Genomic DNA, 17342 nt, shown 5'->3' with positions numbered 1-17342 from the left:
CAGAAAAAGAAGTGGGGATTAATATGGCGCAAATTATCGATGGTAAAAAATTGGCAGAAAAACTTCAAAAAGAAACAGCAAAGCAAGTGAATACGTTGGCAGAAAAAGAAATTTATCCTGGATTGGTTGTCTTATTGGTCGGAGAAAACCCAGCTAGCCAGATCTATGTAAGAAATAAAGAACGGGCTGCTAAGAAAATTGGTATCCATTCAGAGGTAAAACGTTATCCTGAAAGTATTACTGAAACTGAGCTGATTAGAGAAATCGAACAATTTAATCAATCAGATGAATTTCATGGAATATTAGTTCAGTTACCTTTGCCAGATCATATTGATGAAGAAAAGGTTTTACTGGCAATTAATCCTTTAAAGGACGTTGATGGGTTCCATCCAATGAATATGGGAAGATTATTTGCTGGAATGCCCCATACGATTCCTTGTACTCCTTATGGCATTATGAAAATGTTTGAAGAATATGATATCCCTTTGGCAGGTAAACAGGCAGTAGTGATAGGTCGAAGCAATATTGTGGGTAAACCAATGGCGATTTTATTATTAGAGGCGGATGCAACAGTCACATTAACCCATTCAAAAACGAAAGATTTGGCAAAAGTAGCTAGTAAGGCGGATATTTTAGTTGTAGCAATCGGCAAAGGCCATTTCGTTACAAAAGAATTTGTTAAGCCAGGAGCAGTTGTCATTGATGTTGGAATGAATCGAAATGAAGATGGAAAACTAATAGGTGATGTGAAGTTGGATGAAGTCGAACCGATCGCTAGCTACATTACCCCGGTTCCTGGGGGAGTAGGCCCCATGACCATCACTATGTTAATGCAGCAAACAGTCGAATGTTGTGAGCGACAAGTACTGAATCACGAATAACAAAGAGGTGTTTAAATGGCACAAGAATATTTAACCGTCAGTGCTTTAAACAAGTATATTAAACGGAAGTTCGATGTAGACCCCTATTTAGAGCGGGTCTATTTGACCGGAGAGATATCAAATTTCCGTATGCGAGCAAACAGTCATCAATACTTTAGTTTAAAGGATGAACGTTCCAAAATAAGTGCTATTATGTTTAAAGGAGCGTTTCAAAAGCTGAGGTTTACGCCAAAAGAAGGTATGAAAGTATTAGTGGTAGGTCGCGTGGCATTGTATGAAGCTAGTGGCAACTATCAGATTTATATAGATCATATGGAGCCTGACGGTGTCGGTGCGCTCTATCAAGCATTAGCAGAATTGCGAGAGAAATTGGATAAAGAAGGATTGTTTTCTCTCCCCAAAAAGTCATTGCCTCGCTTTCCGAAACGAATCGCTGTAATCACTAGTCCTAGTGGCGCAGTGATCAGAGATATTATTACAACAGTAAAACGCCGATATCCCATTGTGCAACTGGTTTTATTTCCCACATTGGTGCAGGGAGATAAAGCTGCTGCAGATATTGTCTCAAATATCAAAAAGGCCGAGAAGTTGAATTTTGATACTATGATTATTGGTCGAGGTGGGGGATCGATTGAAGATCTTTGGCCTTTTAATGAAGAGATTGTCGCTCGAGCAATTGCAGCATCTCCGATTCCCGTCATCTCTTCAGTCGGGCACGAAACGGATACGACGATCGCTGATTTAGTTGCAGATGTCCGAGCAGCAACGCCAACAGCAGCTGCAGAATTAGCGGTACCTGTTTTATCGGAAGAAATTTTACGAGTTAAAGAGAAACAAGCACGTTTAGAACAGGCCTTTATGCATCAATTACAACGAAAAAAAGACCGTTTTGAACGTTTGCAGCAATCCTATATCTTTAGACAGCCTGCACGATTATACGAAGCGCAAAGTGTGCGATTGGATCGATTAGTGCAACAATTGCAACAAAATATGACTGTTTTAGTCAATCAGCGAGAACGCGAATTGATGCAGTACAGTAGTCGCTTGGCCCAAGCCAATCCTATCAATCGTTTGAAACAAGCGCAACAGCAAATGACATATTTACAGGAACGGCTACAGCAGCAAATGCAGGGATATATAGAAGCTCAACAGCGTAGATTACAGCAGGCAGTTATGTCTCTTGATTTATTAAGTCCACTAAAAACGATGGGACGAGGGTTTACATATACGACCCAAGATGACCAAGTAATTCGTTCTGTTAAGAATTTAAAAGAAAAAGAAATGGTCGTGCATTTTGTTGATGGAAATGTAAAGGCATCAATCTTAGAAATTGAGGAAGGGAAAAAATAATGGAAAATACAACCTTTGAAGAATCAATTACTCAACTAGAAAATATTGTGTCACAATTAGAACGTGGCGATGTGCCATTAGAAGAAGCACTTGAAGCATTTCAAAAAGGTATGGTTTTAAGCAAGCAATGTCAGGATACTTTAACGAAAGCAGAAAAGACATTAACCAAGATGATGAGTGAAGATGAAGAAGTGCCTTTTACAGGTGAGGAGGAAGCCTAATGTTACAGCAGCTTTCTGCTGAAGAGCTACCTAAAGTTGAAAAAGAAATAATTGATTTTATCAACACCTACACAACACATGAAGAGTTAAAGGAAAGTATGCTTTATTCAATTAATGCGGGGGGGAAAAGGATTCGTCCGTTAATAGTATTAGCGACAGTAAAAGCTTTTCAAAAAGAGTTGTCTTTGCCCGTTTACCAGACTGCGGGAGCATTAGAAATGATTCACACCTATTCATTAATCCATGATGATCTTCCAGCAATGGACGATGATGATTTACGACGTGGGAAACCGACGAATCATAAAATTTTCGGTGAAGCATTAGCAATTTTAGCAGGGGATGGTCTTTTAACGGGTGCGTTTCAACTGCTCAGTGAAACTATTTTAGACTCCACTGAAACTGTCTTGTTGATCCAGTTATTAGCAAAGGCTGCTGGGACTGGAGGCATGGTTGCAGGACAAGCGGGAGATATGGCGGCAGAAAAGCAGCATGTTTCATTAGACGAATTAAAGATAATTCATCGTGGGAAAACAGGTGCTTTGTTGACTTATGCTTTCGTAGCTGGAGGGATCCTTGCGAATCAAACGGAGTATGTGCTTGAACTTCTAAAAAAACTTGGTGGGCATATTGGTTTGGCTTTTCAAATTCGGGATGATTTATTGGATATTGTGAGTTCAACAGAAGAATTAGGAAAGCAAGTCGGTCAGGACGAAAAATCAGATAAAAGCACATACCCAGCATTATTGGGAGTTGAAGGGGCTATGCAGTCTCTGGTTGACGAGTTAAGTCAGGCTGAAGATACAATCCAACAATTATCAAAAGTGGCAGAAGTTCAGCCTGAAATTTTCGAAGATTTACTAGCGCTCTTTGCTCTTAAGAAATAATGTGTTGGATGAAGTTAAATCTATTATAAGAAATAGGAGATATCATGAAAAAAGAACGTGTCGACGTGTTGGCTTTTAATCAAGGACTTTTTGAAACCAGAGAAAAGGCTAAACGCGGCGTGATGGCTGGTTTAGTATATGATCAAAAAAATGAACGACTGGACAAACCTGGTGAAAAAATTTCAATTGAGACAGTTTTACAAGTAAAAGGGCAAAGCTTAGCGTATGTTTCTCGTGGTGGATTAAAATTAGAAAAGGCTCTAAAAAATTTTGATGTAGATATTGATCAAAAAATTCTGTTGGACATAGGATCTTCTACAGGCGGATTCACGGATGTTGCATTGCAAAACGGTGCTTTGTTAAGCTATGCCTTAGATGTTGGCTATAATCAATTGGCTTGGAAACTACGTCAGGATGAGCGAGTAGTTGTCATGGAACGGACGAATTTCCGTTATTCTAAGTTAGCAGATTTTGAGAAGGGACAACCAAATTTTGCAACAATTGATGTTTCCTTTATCTCTTTAAAGCTGATTTTACCTCCCTTACATGAAATTTTGATGGATAACGGAGACGTGGTCGCGTTGATTAAACCACAATTTGAAGCGGGAAGAGAATTTGTAGGGAAAAAGGGAATTGTTAAGGACCCAAAAACACATTTGATGGTGTTAAAGGAAATTACTGATTTTGCAATAGCGCATGGTTTTAATGTAGAAGAACTGACTTTTTCTCCTATTACTGGCGGGGAAGGAAACATTGAGTTTTTGGCTCATTTGAAAAAAGTACCTGAAACAGGTTGTTTAAAATCAGAAATTGATTTGGAAATGGTTGTAGCAGAGGCTCATCAGCAATTAGATAAATAATCAGGAGGAAAAGAAATGCGAAAAGACGAGCGCCATCGCATTATTACTAAGTTATTGAGCGAGTATGATGTGAGGAAGCAGGAGGAATTTGTAACAGTTCTTGCGCGAGAAGGTGTGAAAGTAACTCAAGCAACAATTTCACGTGATATCAAAGAAATGAAACTCATTAAGGTACCTTCTCCGAATGGTGGGTATCGATACAGTATGCCCCTTCAAGAACAGGAAGACGTGAATGAAAAACTGGCTGATTTGTTAAAAGATGCCATGGTTTCTATTGATCAAATGGAGAAATTTATCAGTGTTAAAACACTTCCGGGAAATGCGTCTGCCTGTGCAAATCTATTAGAAAAACAATTCATGAAAAATTTATTTACGACCTTGAATGATGATGATAGTGTTTTGATGATTGCAAGAACAGAAGACGATGCAAAATATATAAAACAAGATATCGTTGAAAAAAGCCAGAATAATTAGTAAGTCTCATTAAAAGGAGAATATGAAAATGTTGCAAGAGCTAACAATCAAAAATTTTGCGATCATTTCTTCGTTGCATTTAGGATTTACTGATGGAATGACAGCTCTAACTGGCGAAACAGGCGCTGGAAAATCAATTATTATTGACGCAGTTAGCTTGTTAGCTGGAGCTCGTTCATCCATCGAATATATTCGTCAAGGTAGTGATAAATGTTTAGTTGAGGGGCTTTTTGATTTACCTAAGCAACATGAGTTCAGTCTACTAATGGAAGAACTTGGAATTGAAGTAGATGAGGCAGGATTGATTGTTCAAAGAGATTTGAATATCTCAGGAAAAAGTGTCTCACGAGTGAACGGAAGAATTGTTACTTTGGCGAACTTACGAAGAATTGGTCAATTCTTAGTAGACATTCAAGGCCAAAACGACCACCAGGAATTGATGCATCCAGAATCGCATCTCCGTCTTTTAGATAGTTTTGGTGACTCGGCTTTTCAAGAGAAAAAAATTAGGTATCAGACCGCATATCATAGCTATATAACTTTAATGAATCAAGTTAGAAAATTTAAACAAAATGAACAATCTTTTGTTCAAAGAATAGATATGCTAACTTTTCAACAAGAAGAAATTGGAAATGCAGAGCTATCTATTGGTGAAGAAGAAAAACTGATGGAAGAGCGGGAGAAACTTACGAACTATCAGAAAATAGTAGATAGTCTTTCTTATAGTTACCAAGCTATGACAAATGAAGAAACAAACTCTTTAGATGCGATAGGTTCAGCTAGTCAGGAACTTCAAACAATAGCTTCTTTAGATACTGACTATGAAGGCATATCTGATAATGTTCATAGTGCCTACTATCTTTTGCAAGATGCGGTCAGTGAAATCGGGCGTCAATTAGATTTGCTAGAGTTAGATGAGGAGCGCTTGGATATAGTTAATGAAAGGCTTGAACTAATTCATCAACTGAAAAGAAAGTATGGAGATTCGATCGAGATCATTCTAAACTATTATGATCAGATTAGTGAAGAACTTTTGGATTCAGATTTCTCTGGAGACAAATTGGAAAGATTAGAAAAAGAACTATATGAAAAAGAAAATGAATTACAACACTTAGCTGAGATGCTACAAGCGGCGCGAAAAAAGATGGCGAAAAAATTAGAATCAGCAATCCAAAATGAACTGAAGGATTTGTACATGGAGAATGCTCGGTTTGAAGTGAGTTTTAAAGAGAGCTCTTTTAATGCAGAGGGAGTAGATGAGGTAGAGTTTTACATAACGACTAATCCTGGAGAGCCATTGAAGCCTCTAGTTAAAGTGGCATCAGGAGGAGAAATTTCTCGAGTCATGTTGGCTTTAAAGACCATTTTCTCAAAAACTCAGGGATTAACGAGTATTGTTTTTGATGAAGTAGATACTGGAGTGAGTGGGCGAGTCGCCCAAGCGATTGCAGACAAGATTTATCAAATTGGTCTGAATTCACAGGCCTTATGTATCACTCATTTACCTCAAGTAGCCGCTAAAGCTGATCATCAACTATTTATTCGTAAAGAGATAGTTGATGGAAGGACTTTAACTAAGGTAGAGGAGTTAACTGAAAGGGATCGTATTGACGAAATTGCTCGTATGTTAGCAGGAGCAGAGATTACAGATTTAACTGTCAAGCATGCAAAAGAATTATTGCAATTAGCAAAAAAATAGCCGGAGCTCATGCTCCGGCTATTTGCTTACATAATACTTAGTAGACTACTCAAAACCAATGAACCGATTGTTAAAATTAACATGGTCCAAATAACAACCTTGGTAACTTTAGAAAAAGTACTAGTAGATTTTTTGTTATTCATGCCGTCACCATCCTCAAAAAAATCTCAAATTCATCATACTTCATTTCTTGAAACTCCGCAAATAACTGAAAAAACTTTTAAAAAATACTAAGAAATCTTTTCGCGTCAATGTTGCGAATTCAATTGTTAAAACTTGCTAAATCCTTTATATTTTAAATGAATTGAAACACGAATGTAACGATAATGCAGTATAGTGAAGGTAGTAGTTAGAAGAGGAAGGACTGTATTTGTTGGCATCATTTTCACCAATTTTGTTGTTATGGTACATTTTCCCGATTATCGTCTTTTTAGCGTCTGATTATATCGTAACAACTTTTAAATTAAAACAACGCTTCAATTTGAAAACGCCAGATATTACTGTACCATTTTTAATCGTTGGAATGCACGAAATATCAAAAAGTATCAGTACGTTTTCAATTTTACCATATTTTTTGCTATCCATTCTATTACTGGGTATTAGCGTCGTCGTTTTCCAAGCCTATCGCTATCGTGAAATCATGTATGGTCGATTTTTCAAAATGTTTTGGCGCTTAACGTTTTTATTATCAGTTTTGGTCTATTTTATTTTGATTATTGCAAGTATTATTAATGCCTTATAAATGAAAAAAACTTTAAAAAAACTCTTTATTACCTACGTATTTCCCGATAAAACAATATGGTTAGAAAAGGTCAAGAAACTGTTATTTTTGTTTTTTGTAAAGTGTGGTAGATTGTGGGGGATTGTGGTAGACTAATCTCATGCGGTGGTAAAAAGGGGTGAAGTCTAGATGTTCATGGGTGAATTTCAACACAATATTGATGCAAAAGGTCGATTGATCGTCCCATCAAAATTACGTGAACAGTTAGGCGAGAAGTTTGTTGTTACCCGAGGTATGGATGGGTGTTTGTTCGGTTACCATTTAGCCGAGTGGAACCAATTAGAAACAAAGCTAAATGAAATGCCGCTTTCAAAGAAAGATGCGCGTGCATTTGTTCGTTTCTTTTACTCTGCTGCTACCGAGTGTGAGATTGATAAACAAGGTCGGATCAATATACCGGCATCTTTGCGTAGTCACGCTTCTTTGGAAAAAGAATGCGTCATCATTGGTGTAGCCAATCGCATTGAAATTTGGGATCAAGCTCGTTGGAATGATTTTACAAAAGAAACAGAAGCTAGTTTCGACGACATTGCAGAGACAATGGTCGATTTTGGATTTTAGAGAAGAGGATTATCAATGACAGACTTTCAACATACAACCGTTTTGCTTCGCGAGACAGTTGATGGTCTAGCAATCAAACCAGACGGTATTTATGTTGATTGTACATTAGGCGGTGCTGGTCACAGTGAGTACTTATTAAGCCAGTTAAACGCAGATGGACATCTTTATGCTTTTGATCAAGATCAAAAAGCGATTAATAACGCGAAAATTCGTTTGACAAAATATGTCGAAAAAAAGCAAGTGACTTTTATTAAAGCTAATTTCAGAGATCTAAAAGAAGAACTGAATTATTTAGGCGTGACAGAAGTCGATGGGATTTTATATGATTTGGGCGTTTCCTCTCCGCAACTAGATGAGGCTGAACGTGGGTTTAGTTACCATCAAGATGCTCCATTGGATATGCGGATGGATCAGGATGCTCCCTTGAGTGCCTATCAAGTTGTAAATGATTACTCTTACCATGAATTAGTAAAAATCTTCTTTCGTTACGGAGAAGAAAAATTCTCTAAACAAATCGCACGTTTGATTGAACGCAAACGTGAAGAAAAGCCAATAGAAACTACAGGCGAGCTCGTTGATATAATTAAGGAAGCTATTCCAGCTCCGGCAAGACGAAAAGGCGGTCATCCTGCAAAAAGGGTTTTCCAAGCTGTTCGGATTGCTGTGAATGATGAGCTAGGAGCAATTGAGAGTTCTTTGGAACAAGCGATTGATATGCTATCTGTTAACGGAAGAGTCAGTGTAATTACGTTTCATTCATTAGAAGACCGAATCGTGAAGACCATGTTTAAAGAATTTAGCACACCTAAGGATATGCCACCTGGCTTACCAATGGTACCGGAAGAATTTCAGCCAATGCTAAAATTAGTTAATCGAAAACCAATTATTCCTTCAGAAGAGGAATTAAATGAGAACAATCGTGCGAGAAGTGCAAAATTGCGGATCGCTGAGAAAGTGAAGAAAGGATAGGAATTATGGCAGAATTAAAAAATAAACAACCATTTCAATTTGATTCTCAGCAAAATGAGATTCAACAAACGCCAGATTCTTTCAAAGTCTTCGTTTCTCCAGGAGATCGTTTAAAGAAAATTACACGAGTAGAAAAATTTGCCGTGTTAGCTTTCTTAGTGATGTTAATTGGGCTGTCAATCGTGATGGTAAATTATCGTAATGAAATCAGCAAAACACAAAATGAAATTACTAGTATTCAAACCGATATTGATGCGAAAGAAAAAACGGCGACGCAATTACAACAAGAAAAAAGTGAATTGTCTCGATCTGATCGTTTGAAAGAAGTTGCGGAAAAAGCGGGTCTTTCTATCAATGACGCGAATTTAAGGAAAGTGAAGTAAATGAGCTTTAAAAGGCTAAGAAGAAAAATCCGAAAAAAGAATTTGACTCCGATGAACAATCGCAAAAAAGTAGGCGTTATTTTGTTTGCTACGAGTATTGGATTGTTCTTTTTATTTGCCGTTCGCATGATTTATGTGGTGGCAGGTGGACATGTAGCAGGAACATCATTAAAAGCTAAGACGGAAGAGCTTTATCATGGTGGTGAAGTTGTTAAGGCTAAACGAGGGACGATTTATGATCGTAACGGTGAGGTTATAGCAGAAGATGCTACCTCTTATTCCGTTTATGCAATTCTTTCGGAAAGCTATGTTTCAGGAAAAGATAAACTTTACGCCCAAGAGAAAAACTTTGATGAATTAGCTTCTATATTACATAAGTATTTAGGAATTAAAGAAAAAACAGCTTTGAAAACATTAAAGAGCGGCATAAATAGTGACGGGACAAGTAAGTATTACCAAGTTGAGTTTGGCAATAAGGGAAAAAACATTTCCGAGGAGACCAAACAAAATATCGAAGATGCGATGAAGAAAGCTAAAATCAAAGGACTATATTTCACCGATCACACTGATCGAATGTATCCGAATGGAAATTTTGCTTCTCACTTCATAGGTTATGCTCAACCAGATAAAAATGAAAATTTAGTTGGGATGATGGGTGTCGAAGCAGCTTACGACGATGTTTTAAAAGGGAAAGATGGAAAAGTAGTTTATCAAAAGGACGAAAACCAACGCCCAATTCCTGGTAGTGTTGCAGAAGAAAAGAAAGCAGTCGACGGAGAAGATATCTATACTACTTTAGACGCAGGCTTACAAAGCTATTTAGAAACGTTATTGGACAAAGTGAATTCAGAAGCCAATCCTACAGAGATGACGGCTATGCTGATGCAGGCGAAAACAGGGGATATTCTAGCAATGTCTCAACGACCAACATTCAACCCAGAGACTAAGGAAGGGCTCGGAGAATCTGACGCATGGCGAAACTTCTTAGTAGAAGATAGCTATGAGCCAGGATCAACTATGAAGGTTTTTACCACTGCCGCAGCCGTTAACGAAGGCGTCTTTAATGAAAATGAAAGCTACGTTTCTGGAAAGATCCAAGTGGCTGATGCGACCATTAATGACTGGGACTTAGGCAAAAAAGGAATATTAACAATGCGCCAAGCGTTATCTTGGTCTAGTAATGTCGGAATGGTGAAGTTGGAAGAAAAACTTGGGGATCGTTGGCCTGAATACGTGAAACGCTTTGGATTTGGTCAAAGTACTTATTCTGGTTTGCCTGGTGAATCAAAAGGAACTCTGCCGACGAGTAATATCGTTGACCAGGCGATGAGTTCATATGGACAAGCTATTGGGGTAACGAATTTTCAAATGATGCGCGGCTTTACTGCTGTTGCAAATGACGGGAAAATGCTGCAACCCCATTATGTTGAAAAAATAGCTAACCCTAATACAGGTAAAGAAATTATTACAAAGCCAGAAGTCGTAGGTGAACCAATTACGGCTGAGACCGCACAAAAGGTGCGTGAATACATGCGTGATACCGTAGAAAGTGAAAATTACGGTTCTGCTTATGATCAATATAAAGTACCCGGATATCATATTTCTGCTAAAACAGGGACCGCTCAAATTGCTGAGAATGGTAGATATTTGACAGGTGATACAAACTATATTTATTCAATTGCGTTGATGCTTCCTTCAGAGGATCCAGAATACATTTTATATTTAACAATGAAGCAGCCGCAGGAAAATAAGGCAGGTATTTTGGGAGACATCGCTAATCCTTTATTGAGTCGTGCAATGGAATTCCAAAATAATGAATCTGATTCTTCAGAGGAAGAAAGTAATACTAAGGTTACTGTTGAAGATTATCGTAATCTTTCAACATCAAAAGCTGCAGCAGATGCCAATAAACGTGGACTGACAGCTGTAGTAGTTGGCGATGGAGATAAGGTTGTACAGCAGTCTGCCAAACCAGGTGAAAAGGTAATGGCAAATGAACATCTTATTTTGTTGACAGACGGCAAGAAAGAGATGCCTGATGTTCGTGGCTGGTCTAAAGCAGATATTTTGAAATTGACTAATTTGCTGGATATTGATGTCACATTTAAAGGGGACGGCTACTGTGCGAAACAAAATATTGCTCCCTATTCGGAAATATCGAAGAAGAAATTGAAAATTACGTTAGGTTAGACTGGAGAGAAAAAAATGCAACCGGCACAACTATTTATCGCTTTTGCCAGTAGTTTCGCAATTACTGTTGCAGGCATGCCATTTATTATTGGCTATTTTAGGATGAAGAAACAAGGACAAGAAATTCGTGATGAAGGGCCAAAATGGCATAATACAAAAGCTGGCACACCAACGATGGGTGGTTTAGGTTTTCTAGCCGCTGCAGTGATTACATCAATCTGGTTTAGTCTTTGGACGCAGCAAATGACAACCTCGTTATTAATTCTGGTTTTCGTATTATTACTTTATGGAATCATCGGATTTCTGGACGATTTTATCAAATTAGCTAAGAAGCAAAATGAAGGATTAACTTCAAAGCAGAAATTCATTGCGCAAGTTGTTGTTGCGATAGTCTTCTATTTAATCTACCGAATGGAAGGTTATCCAAATACGTTGAATTTCTTTGGCATCGATTTACCCTTAAATATTGTCTATGGACTTTTCGTGATTTTTTGGTTGGTTGGTTTCTCAAATGCAGTAAATCTAACTGATGGAATCGACGGGCTAGTTTCAGGCCTAGGAACAATCTCATTTGCAACATACGGTATTATTGCTTGGAACCAACAACAATATGAAGTTTTAATCGTGTGTCTAGCTGTAATGGGTGGATTAGTCGGTTTCTTTCCTTACAATAGAAAACCTGCGAAAATTTTTATGGGAGATGTCGGTTCTCTTGCTTTAGGCGGATTGTTGGCAGCTGTTTCAATTGTTCTACATCAAGAATGGACGCTGCTATTAGTCGGTCTGGTATATATTTTTGAAACAGCAAGCGTGATTATTCAAGTTACTTCCTTTAAAATGACAGGGAAACGTGTTTTTAAGATGTCACCGTTGCATCATCATTTTGAGATGTCAGGTTGGTCCGAATGGAAAGTAGATACTGTATTTTGGGCAATCGGACTGATTGCATCTATTATTGTTTTATTGATCGTACTGTAGGAGATGACTAGGAAATGAAACAAATCAAACAATATGAAAACGAAAAGGTATTAGTGTTAGGATTAGCGAAGAGTGGATTTAGTGCGGCCAAGTTATTAAACGACTTGGGCGCACTTGTTACGGTAAACGATGGAAAACCTTTCGAAGAAAACCCTGAAGCACAAGGACTGTTGGAGCAGGGTGTACGAGTGATTACAGGTCACCATCCAATCGAATTACTAGATGAAGATTTTTCATTAATGGTAAAAAATCCTGGTATTCCTTATGATAATCCCTTAGTGGCGAAAGCCGAAGAATTGCATATTCCAATTTTGACCGAAGTGGAGTTGGCTTATCAAGTCGCAGAATGTCCTATCGTTGGTATTACCGGAACGAATGGGAAAACGACAACAACTACCATGATCGGTCTATTATTGAATCAAGAGAGAAAGACTGGTAAAGCACACTTAGCTGGGAATATTGGTTTTCCTGCTAGTGAAGTAGCTTCTAAGGCTACAGCAGATGACGACATCATTATGGAATTGTCGAGTTTTCAATTGATGGGAATTAAAAGCTTTAAGCCACAAATAGCAGTTATTACCAATATTTATGAAGCGCATTTAGATTATCATAAAACGCGTGAAAATTACGTAGCAGCTAAATGGGCAATCCAACAAAACATGACCGCAGATGATTATTTAGTTTTAAACTGGAATTCAACAGAATTACAAGAGTTGAGCACACAAACTGGGGCACAAATTGTTCCTTTTTCTACAATAGAAAAGTTAGATAACGGGGCTTACCTATCAGATGGACAGCTGTGTTTCAAAAAAGAAAAGATTATGGCTGCTTCTGATTTAGGTGTACCTGGCGCTCATAATATTGAGAATGCTTTGGCAGCAATTGCAGTAGCAAAATTAAAAGGTATTTCTAATGAAGGAATTCGTAAAGCGTTAAGTAATTTTCATGGTGTTCCTCATCGAACACAATACGTGGATACGATCAATGGACGCAAGTTTTACAATGATTCAAAGGCAACAAACAGCTTAGCAACCGAAATGGCGCTAAGTGGCTTTGATAATGATCGTTTAATTTTACTGGCGGGCGGCTTGGATCGTGGAAATGAATTTGATGAGCTGATTCCGTCATTAGAAGGTGTCAAAGCAGTGATTCTTTTTGGCGAAACGAAGGACAAACTGGCTGATACTGCAAGAAGAGCAGGGATTCAGACAGTTATTTTGACCTCTAATGTTGAAACGGCTGTTCCTTTGGCCTATGAACAGAGTGAAGATGGCGATAGCATTTTATTATCTCCTGCAAATGCAAGCTGGGATCAATACCCAAACTTTGAAATACGCGGAGATAAATTTATGCATGCTGTGAAACAACTAGAAAAGTAGGGAAATGAAATGAGAATACTTGTTACAGGCGGTGGCACTGGTGGACATATCTATCCAGCTCTGGCATTTATCCGTTACGTACAAAAAATCCAACCTGATTCTGAATTTCTATATGTAGGGACGCATCGAGGTTTGGAAAATAAAATCGTGCCTGAAACAGGCATCTCTTTTAAGACAATTAAAATTCAAGGATTTAAACGGAAACTTTCGTTTGATAATTTAAAAACCGTACAGCTCTTTCTAGAAAGTATCAAACGCTCGAAGGAAATATTGCGAGAATTTAAGCCAGATGTTGTGATTGGTACAGGTGGATATGTTTCTGGATCGGTTGTTTATGCCGCAGCAAGAATGAAAATTCCGACGATCGTTCACGAGCAAAATAGCGTACCGGGTATTACAAATAAATTTTTGAGCCGTTTTGCTGATAAGGTGGGCATCTGTTTTCCTGATGCTGCTCAATATTTTCCGGAAAATAAGACTGCATTAGTGGGAAATCCTCGAGCGCAAGAAGTAGTCACTAGTGGAAAATCAGACGTATTGGAACAATACAAATTGTTGCCAGATACCCCAACAGTATTAATTTTTGGCGGCAGCCAGGGTGCGCTTAAAATAAACCAAGCAGTCATACAGGCGTTACCCAAATTCTCGCAAAAAGATTATCAGGTATTATACGCTTCTGGAGACCGTTATTATAACGAGATTTCTGAAAAAATTGATGTAGAAAAAATCAGTCGCAACTTGTCGCTTCAACCTTATATAAAAAATATGACGGATGTTATGGCAAATGTAGACTTATTGATAGGTAGAGCTGGAGCAACATCCATAGCAGAGTTTACTGCATTGGGACTACCAGCCATCCTAATCCCGAGTCCATATGTTACCAATGACCACCAAACAAAAAACGCACAGAGTTTGGTAAACGCGGGTGCTGTTAAAATGATTGCAGATGCTAATTTAACAGGTGAAAATCTTGTTGAAGCGGTAGATGAAATCATGAGTAACAATGAAAAAAGAGAAATAATGGCAAAAGCTTCTCGTCAAGAAGGAATTCCTGACGCAGCTGAACGCATGTGGTCATTGGTAAACGAGATCGTTAAATAATTATTGGAGGTGAGGATCATTAGTCGTGAAGAGTTTCCAGAAGAAAATAAAGAAAAAGAAGAAAAAACAAAACAAGAGAATTTGACTCCGTGGCAACTAGCAAACATGGAGTATTTAAAGCAAAAAGCGCTCGAGAAGGGCGAACCTGAAACACCGCCGAAATCTTCTGAATCGTCAGCTGAAAACACAAATACTAGTGAACCCGCCGATGAAAAAAGAGAAGCAGCAGATATGGATGATCCACCGACTATTGATGAGGATCTGGAAGATACAGAAGAAAAAGAAGCACCAGATTCTGCCAAAGGTCCAAAAAACGGTTCGTTCTTAGAGCGTCTCCCCAATATTAAACATGAACGAAATCGTCGTCTCGTTCGAAGATCTTCCATTTTAATTGGATTATTTTTAATCCCGGCGATACTATTATTATATTACATTTCACCCTTAGGTAAGTTAGGTGGAGTAAGCATTACTGGGAATGAAAAAATTTCGGCAGAGATAATCAAAAAAGAACTCAATTTTTCAGTTGGAGATAATCTTTGGAGTCAATATTTTGATCGTAGTGACAATGTGAAAAATTTGAAAAAGCAAGAACTTCAGATTGAGGATGCGGAAGTTCACATCGATGGCTTCAATCATTTTGAAGTGAAAGTGAAAGAGTATCCAGAGGTCGCCTATTTAGAAAGTGATGGGAAATACTCACCTGTAATTTCGAATGGAAAGATTATTCCAGTCGAAGTTGAAAAAAGCGATGGAGAGCTGCCAATTTTGGAGAACTTCACTGGATCAAAACGAATATTGAAAGTTCTTGAAGGATATAAAAAGTTATCTGAAGAAGTAAAACAAGGAATATCTCAGATAAAGTATGCTCCGACAAGTGAAAACAAAGAGTTACTGGAAATTTTCATGAATGATGGGAATAAAGTGTTGGTTAGTATCGACGATCTAGGAGATAAAATGAAATACTACCCTCAAATTGCTAAAGAAATGAGCGATAAAGAGATTAAAGGCGTAGTTGACATGGAAGCTGGAATATATAGCTATCCGTACACTGAAAATTCAGCTACTGAGGATTCAACGCAAGGCTCGACAGAACAATCTGAAACGCCAGTTGGAAATGATTAAATTTATTACAAGAAAATGTTGAATCTTCTTTTTCATTCTAGGCAAAATGTGTTAAAATTGAAGGCAGTGAATTACTTGCAAAAAATTATATTTCATGCTTAACAGTAACTTAAAATATTAAATCTGAATAAAGCATTTATTTGAAAATAGGAGGGAATCCCATTCATGGCAAAAGCAGGAATGTATGTAGGCCTTGATATCGGGACAACATCGATAAAAGTTGTTGTAGCCGAGTACATCGATAGCCAAATGAATATCATTGGTGTTGGAAACGCAAAATCAGAAGGAATCAATCGTGGGATTATCGTAGATATTGATAAAACAGTACAGGCGATTCAACGAGCAGTAAAACAGGCCGAGGAAAAAGCTGGGATTCAGATTAAAAGTGTCAGTGTAGGATTACCTGCCAACTTATTAGAAGTTGAGCCTTGCCAAGGTATGATCGCTGTGAATAATGAGTCTAAAGAGATTATGGATGAAGATGTTCGTAATGTCGCTTCAGCAGCAATGGTTCGTTCGGTTCCTCCTGAAAGACAAATAGTTGCACTATTGCCTCAAGAGTTTACCGTTGATGGTTTTGAAGGAATTAAAGATCCACGCGGTATGATCGGTGTACGTCTTGAGATGTTCGGATTAGTATTTACTGGTCCTAAGACAATCATTCATAACATTACCAAATGTGTTGAAAAAGCGGGCTTGTCTGTTGCTGAGACAGTAATTACATCTTTGGCTCTGACAGAATCTACATTATCTGATGGAGAAAAAGATTTTGGTACGATTGTTATTGACATGGGTGGCGGACAAACAACAACGGCCGTTATGCATGATAAACAATTAAAATTCACCCACGTGGATCAAGAAGGTGGAGAATTTGTTACTAAAGATATCTCGATTGTTTTGAACACGTCATTTAACAATGCGGAAGGATTAAAAATTAACTATGGAGATGCTTACCCAAGCCGTACATCAGCGGATGAAGATTTCCCTGTAGATGTGATTGGTAAAACAGATCCGATTAAAGTCGATGAGCGCTATTTAGCTGAAATCATTGAAGCACGTTTAGAACAAATATTCCGCAAAGCAAAAGAAGCTTTAGATGAAATCGAAGCGCTTGACTTACCAGGTGGAGTCGTGTTAACTGGTGGTGCTGCAAGCTTGCCAGGCGTAGTTGACTTAGCTGAAGATATTTTTGGAACGACAGTGAAACTGCATGTACCAAACCAAATGGGCTTGAGAAATCCAGTCTTTACAAATGTCATTAGTATCGTTAATTATTCAGCTGAATTAAGCGATGTATATCATTTGGCAAAATCAGCTGTGACCGGTGAAAAAGTTTCTTTATCTGCTTCACCTCAAACGAGCGCTGTCTCGACGGCACCTGTGTATGACGATTACGAAGCTTCAAATGATTACGAAGAAGAATCAAAACCAAAAAATGAAGAAAAAGTAACCGGGAAGATTAAAGACTTCTTCTCTAATATTTTTGACTAATTTGTAGGAGGAATAGAA

18 protein-coding genes are annotated in these 17342 nt (G+C 38.0%); 17 read left to right on the top strand and 1 reads right to left on the bottom strand.

Annotated elements, in window-relative coordinates:
• Window positions 1-23 precede the first annotated feature (23 nt).
• From J9537_RS10365 to recN, 7 genes are read left to right on the top strand one after another with little or no spacing between them, the layout of a single operon-like run.
• Window positions 24-881 (top strand): bifunctional methylenetetrahydrofolate dehydrogenase/methenyltetrahydrofolate cyclohydrolase, encoded by an 858-nt coding sequence (locus J9537_RS10365; protein ID WP_218256111.1) that lies wholly within the window; start codon window positions 24-26, stop codon window positions 879-881.
• A 15-nt stretch (window positions 882-896) separates the two neighbouring features.
• Window positions 897-2231, top strand: a complete 1335-nt coding sequence (gene xseA / locus J9537_RS10360) for an exodeoxyribonuclease VII large subunit (RefSeq protein WP_010745905.1) — start codon at window positions 897-899, stop codon at window positions 2229-2231.
• The gene (locus J9537_RS10355; RefSeq protein WP_010745906.1) at window positions 2231-2452 is read left to right on the top strand and encodes an exodeoxyribonuclease VII small subunit; all 222 of its coding nucleotides are present in this window, start codon (window positions 2231-2233) and stop codon (window positions 2450-2452) included. The genes xseA and J9537_RS10355 overlap by 1 nt, the downstream gene beginning before the upstream one ends.
• Entirely contained in the window at window positions 2452-3336 is an 885-nt protein-coding gene (locus J9537_RS10350) for a polyprenyl synthetase family protein (protein ID WP_218256109.1), read from the top strand. Before J9537_RS10355 ends, J9537_RS10350 begins: the two co-directional genes overlap by 1 nt.
• A gap of 44 nt (window positions 3337-3380) precedes the next feature.
• A complete protein-coding gene (locus tag J9537_RS10345) occupies window positions 3381-4196 on the top strand; it encodes a TlyA family RNA methyltransferase (RefSeq protein ID WP_010745908.1) in 816 nt (271 codons plus the stop codon).
• Window positions 4197-4211: 15 nt separating this feature from the next.
• Window positions 4212-4670 carry an arginine repressor gene (locus J9537_RS10340; protein WP_010745909.1) on the top strand — a complete coding sequence of 153 codons (459 nt, stop codon included), beginning with the start codon at window positions 4212-4214 and terminating at the stop codon, window positions 4668-4670.
• 28 nt (window positions 4671-4698) lie between these two features.
• Window positions 4699-6369 (top strand): DNA repair protein RecN, encoded by a 1671-nt coding sequence (gene recN / locus J9537_RS10335; RefSeq protein WP_218256108.1) that lies wholly within the window; start codon window positions 4699-4701, stop codon window positions 6367-6369.
• A gap of 26 nt (window positions 6370-6395) precedes the next feature.
• Here the strand turns inward: recN and J9537_RS10330 are convergent, their stop codons facing one another.
• The gene (locus tag J9537_RS10330; protein ID WP_010745911.1) at window positions 6396-6512 is read right to left on the bottom strand and encodes a DUF4044 domain-containing protein; all 117 of its coding nucleotides are present in this window, start codon (window positions 6510-6512) and stop codon (window positions 6396-6398) included.
• A 227-nt stretch (window positions 6513-6739) separates the two neighbouring features.
• Between J9537_RS10330 and J9537_RS10325 the strand changes: the two genes are divergently transcribed.
• The 10 genes from J9537_RS10325 to ftsA all read left to right on the top strand — a co-directional run bounded on the left by J9537_RS10325 (window position 6740) and on the right by ftsA (window position 17324).
• Window positions 6740-7111 (top strand): DUF3397 domain-containing protein, encoded by a 372-nt coding sequence (locus J9537_RS10325; protein WP_010745912.1) that lies wholly within the window; start codon window positions 6740-6742, stop codon window positions 7109-7111.
• 168 nt (window positions 7112-7279) lie between these two features.
• A complete protein-coding gene (mraZ, locus tag J9537_RS10320) occupies window positions 7280-7711 on the top strand; it encodes a division/cell wall cluster transcriptional repressor MraZ (RefSeq protein ID WP_218256106.1) in 432 nt (143 codons plus the stop codon).
• A gap of 15 nt (window positions 7712-7726) precedes the next feature.
• Window positions 7727-8680: a 16S rRNA (cytosine(1402)-N(4))-methyltransferase RsmH gene (gene rsmH, locus J9537_RS10315; RefSeq protein ID WP_010745914.1), complete on the top strand. Its 954-nt coding sequence runs from the start codon at window positions 7727-7729 to the stop codon at window positions 8678-8680.
• A gap of 5 nt (window positions 8681-8685) precedes the next feature.
• Complete coding sequence (ftsL, locus tag J9537_RS10310; protein WP_010745915.1) at window positions 8686-9063, top strand: cell division protein FtsL; 378 nt, start codon at window positions 8686-8688, stop codon at window positions 9061-9063.
• Complete coding sequence (locus tag J9537_RS10305) at window positions 9064-11253, top strand: penicillin-binding transpeptidase domain-containing protein (RefSeq protein ID WP_218256104.1); 2190 nt, start codon at window positions 9064-9066, stop codon at window positions 11251-11253.
• Window positions 11254-11268: 15 nt separating this feature from the next.
• On the top strand, window positions 11269-12231 hold the full coding sequence (gene mraY, locus J9537_RS10300) for a phospho-N-acetylmuramoyl-pentapeptide-transferase (RefSeq protein WP_218256102.1): 963 nt from the start codon (window positions 11269-11271) through the stop codon (window positions 12229-12231).
• A gap of 14 nt (window positions 12232-12245) precedes the next feature.
• Window positions 12246-13610, top strand: a complete 1365-nt coding sequence (gene murD, locus J9537_RS10295) for a UDP-N-acetylmuramoyl-L-alanine--D-glutamate ligase (RefSeq protein ID WP_218256101.1) — start codon at window positions 12246-12248, stop codon at window positions 13608-13610.
• 9 nt (window positions 13611-13619) lie between these two features.
• Window positions 13620-14711, top strand: coding sequence for an undecaprenyldiphospho-muramoylpentapeptide beta-N-acetylglucosaminyltransferase (murG, locus tag J9537_RS10290; RefSeq protein WP_218256100.1), 1092 nt, complete (start codon window positions 13620-13622; stop codon window positions 14709-14711).
• A 3-nt stretch (window positions 14712-14714) separates the two neighbouring features.
• Window positions 14715-15833, top strand: a complete 1119-nt coding sequence (locus J9537_RS10285; protein ID WP_218256098.1) for a cell division protein FtsQ/DivIB — start codon at window positions 14715-14717, stop codon at window positions 15831-15833.
• 165 nt (window positions 15834-15998) lie between these two features.
• Entirely contained in the window at window positions 15999-17324 is a 1326-nt protein-coding gene (gene ftsA, locus J9537_RS10280; protein ID WP_218256097.1) for a cell division protein FtsA, read from the top strand.
• Window positions 17325-17342: the final 18 nt, after the last annotated feature.

This window comes from Enterococcus raffinosus (genome assembly GCF_019175485.1).
Taxonomy (GTDB): Bacteria; Bacillota; Bacilli; order Lactobacillales; family Enterococcaceae; genus Enterococcus_A; species Enterococcus_A raffinosus.
This window is presented reverse-complemented; position numbering and strand designations above follow the sequence as displayed.